Genomic DNA, 3089 nt, shown 5'->3' with positions numbered 1-3089 from the left:
AAAAAAAACGCCTGCCTAGTTGGCCAGCGTAGCTGCTTCTTCGTTAAATGAAACATGAATATCTTGTAACTGCAATACTCGGAAAACTCGATCCAAGACATCTTGGCTCACATTCCCACTCGCTTTTTCAATCATCGAAATACGGGCTTGAATCGTATCCGCTTTTTCAGCGAGCTCCTTTTGCGATAAATTGAGCTGCATACGCCGCGCATAGACAATATCACCGATGATTACCGAAAAGCTCTGGAGGTATTCCCGCACTTCTGGAATCGCCATTGCTTCCTGCTGTAGCGCTTTAAAATCATCACCAAGTCGTTTAGTCAATTTGACCATCTCCCACTAAGTTAAGTTGGTATTTCTCCGGATGAGTCAAAAAATCGGAATACATGCTTTCAGTCTCTTGAACAATACGTTCGAATTCAGAATCGAATGTCCTGTTCTTCACAACTGCTTTGACAAAGAATAAAATTTGCTGCTCATTCATTTGATGTTCAAAAAATACAGCTCTGAATGCCCCGATCCCCTGCCAGTTAACACGGAATTCAATTAATGGTATATGATCGCGTAATTCTTTTACCAGCATGATGGTGTAAGGAAGTCCATCTTCCCTATGTGTCTTAAAATAAGTTTTAAAGGCCTCCTGCAAGCCGAACCGCTCTAAAAACTGTAAGCCGCGAATGATAAGCATGTACAACTGTAAAATATCAGCGTCCTGCTGCCCCTTCAATCCAAGTTCCCGTATCAGATCAAGAACTTGCTTTTTATCTGTTTTAGGGTCGTTAATAAACTCAATTACTGTTTTTATCATATCGTATACGATATAAAAACGCAATATCAGCGCCTAAATATCGTTCCCTCCCTTCTTCTAATGGACTAGGTATCTCGATTCTTAATTACTGATGTGTTATTCATCCTAAAAATGAAATGCGAATTGTCCGCTCTCATCTTGTAATAAAGAATCAATGGGCAACGGAGCGACCCTCAATGATTTTGATATTTGTTTGTACCTCATTCCCATAAGTGCTGCCGCGACCTCAATTTGAATCGATCTGACCACATCACAATCAACGCTTTGACCAATTAGTTTTGTCTTATCCCCTTCGGTCATCCAGTCAGGAAACTCATAGAAGGCAGGAACATTTAACAAAGCGGCTAATTCATCAGATCGAAATGGACGCCACTCTTCTTTCTCAGGATGCTTGAGATAAGAGCTAGTAACTTGATACTTTCGATAACTGGCAACAATGGCTGAAATCCGTTTACTATCTAGCCCGACGAGTGTATGATTTTTCTCACTTTTAAAATTGTTATTGCCTGTTTTATTTAGAAGTCCATGCATTACCGTCCCTTCAATCGGTCTCCAATCACCGTTTATCCAATCCTTACCGATTACTTGCCCGACACTCTTACGTCGATGTTCAGTTAATCTTGGCATCTGTGGCCAGTGAAAATCCGTTCTTTCACGAAAGAGAACAGCATATCCCCGTGTGCGACTTGCAACGGATCCTACGTTGTAGGCATCAATGGTCGTTTCATGAACGATCGGAAAAAATGGCTTTATTATACTTTTCAAATGCCTATATGATGTGCTCTTAAAATACGCTGGCACTTGCTCAATGATAATTGCACTTGCTCCTGTCGCCATCGCGATCCTAGCAAAATGAGGGCCGTGGCCTTCCGTTATGCCATCAGTAAGCGTACCCAAGCTGGAGTATTCCACGCAAGAAGGCGATAACCAGCATACATCCGATTGGGGAATATAATCGCTGTGCTTCCTCGTCAGATCACCTAGAAACACACATCCTGCTTTAAAATTATGCATATAGGCTGCAATAGCTGCCGCCGAAATATCTACACCTCCAACTGCTTCATAGAGGCCAGTATCAACCGCTGCGGCTGTAGCAAAACCGCCGCCGCTTGGACCTGAATATAACCTGAGCTTTTGTAGACCAGCTCCCTGCAGCTGCGGTTGTTCGATCACGAACAAATCAAATGATCGTTCTTTTCGAATCACAATCATTCCATCACTAACGAGCATATCAATACGTTCTCTTGGTTGAATGACCAAAGTAATGTTCTTACTGTACGTTTCGTATAAAGGCCTTTCACGTGTCCAACTGGGACGTTTACGCTTTGAAATGGTATGCCCTGTTTTTTCATCTGAAAGTCTAAGGATTACGGCATCCTTTGTAATAACTTGAGATATCAAATCTCCCACCTTAAAACCAGCTGCCTCTAAGGTAACTGGTTCTATGAAAATACGGGTGTTTTCTCTGTGAAGACCAGTCATTATATTTCTTATAACCTTAACGCCCATATTTATCATCCTCTCGTTAAACTTCACCAAGCGCTAATTTAGTACTTGGATATAGGACATCTTCCAAAAAATCTCGATATGGCTGCTGCTGTTTAGGATCACCAATGATCTGAAGATAGACAGCTTCACTTTTAATGTGTGACGGTAATGGATTGCACTTGCCTGCATAGAATTCACAATTGTCCTTTACATGGCGGTAAAGATCCCCGTAAATTCTATCTTGATACTTCAAATCGTATGTGCCTCTGTAGGTTTCACCGTTGTTAAATTCAATGTCAAAATCGGTTTTATCGTATCCGCCAGAATCGGGTGCATGGATAGCCATTTTTGCTAGAATTTCGTTAGCGCCTTCCCACGTATCAGCAAAATAAGGAATGCCGCAAAGCTTGCTCGGTCCTTCACCACGGGTAATGGTTATCTTCTTTATGCGAACGTCTGTAGTATAGCCTTCTGTAAGAGCGCGCCGCATTGTATCACATTCCAAACCATTTAGAGCTGTATATTCATTTGCCCATCCGTTAATATTCGCTGTTTGAGCAGCCAACATGGTATCTACAATTATGAACGCTGGTAATAACTTTGCTGCTTCTAACGCTGTAGCTTGACGCTTCGTAATAACAACCAATCCGCCGATATTTTTCATCCTCATCATTCCTTTTGATAAATTTTTAGTCCTACCCTAATATCCGGTATCGTTTGCCGGTCTAGCCCAAGCGGCGATGAGCGGAAATCCTTAAGGTCTTGCCGGTGAAACAAGCAGTTGGCCGCCGCT

General features: G+C 42.1%; 4 protein-coding genes. All 4 read right to left on the bottom strand.

Translation table 11 applies throughout. From position 1 onward, the window contains the following. Positions 1-15: 15 nt before the first annotated feature. Positions 16-324 (bottom strand): helix-turn-helix domain-containing protein, encoded by a 309-nt coding sequence (locus AC787_RS32805; RefSeq protein ID WP_054029194.1) that lies wholly within the window; start codon positions 322-324, stop codon positions 16-18. Beyond that, the gene (locus AC787_RS32800) at positions 317-832 is read right to left on the bottom strand and encodes a hypothetical protein (protein ID WP_054029193.1); all 516 of its coding nucleotides are present in this window, start codon (positions 830-832) and stop codon (positions 317-319) included. The genes AC787_RS32805 and AC787_RS32800 overlap by 8 nt, the downstream gene beginning before the upstream one ends. Before the next feature lie 81 nt (positions 833-913). Beyond that, positions 914-2317 carry a DNA cytosine methyltransferase gene (locus AC787_RS32795; RefSeq protein ID WP_054029192.1) on the bottom strand — a complete coding sequence of 468 codons (1404 nt, stop codon included), beginning with the start codon at positions 2315-2317 and terminating at the stop codon, positions 914-916. A gap of 16 nt (positions 2318-2333) precedes the next feature. Beyond that, complete coding sequence (locus tag AC787_RS32790) at positions 2334-2960, bottom strand: hypothetical protein (RefSeq protein WP_054029191.1); 627 nt, start codon at positions 2958-2960, stop codon at positions 2334-2336. Between the last annotated feature and the right edge of the window lie 129 nt (positions 2961-3089).

The organism is Bacillus sp. FJAT-28004 (assembly GCF_001280845.1).
In the GTDB taxonomy this organism is placed as follows: Bacteria; Bacillota; Bacilli; order Paenibacillales; family Paenibacillaceae; genus Pristimantibacillus.
This window is presented reverse-complemented; position numbering and strand designations above follow the sequence as displayed.

Coding starts and splice junctions, on each gene's coding strand:
- AC787_RS32790 (WP_054029191.1), bottom strand. CDS start 2,960: ATGAAAAATATCGGCGGATTGGTTGTTATTACGAAGCGTCAAGCTACA.
- AC787_RS32795 (WP_054029192.1), bottom strand. CDS start 2,317: ATGGGCGTTAAGGTTATAAGAAATATAATGACTGGTCTTCACAGAGAA.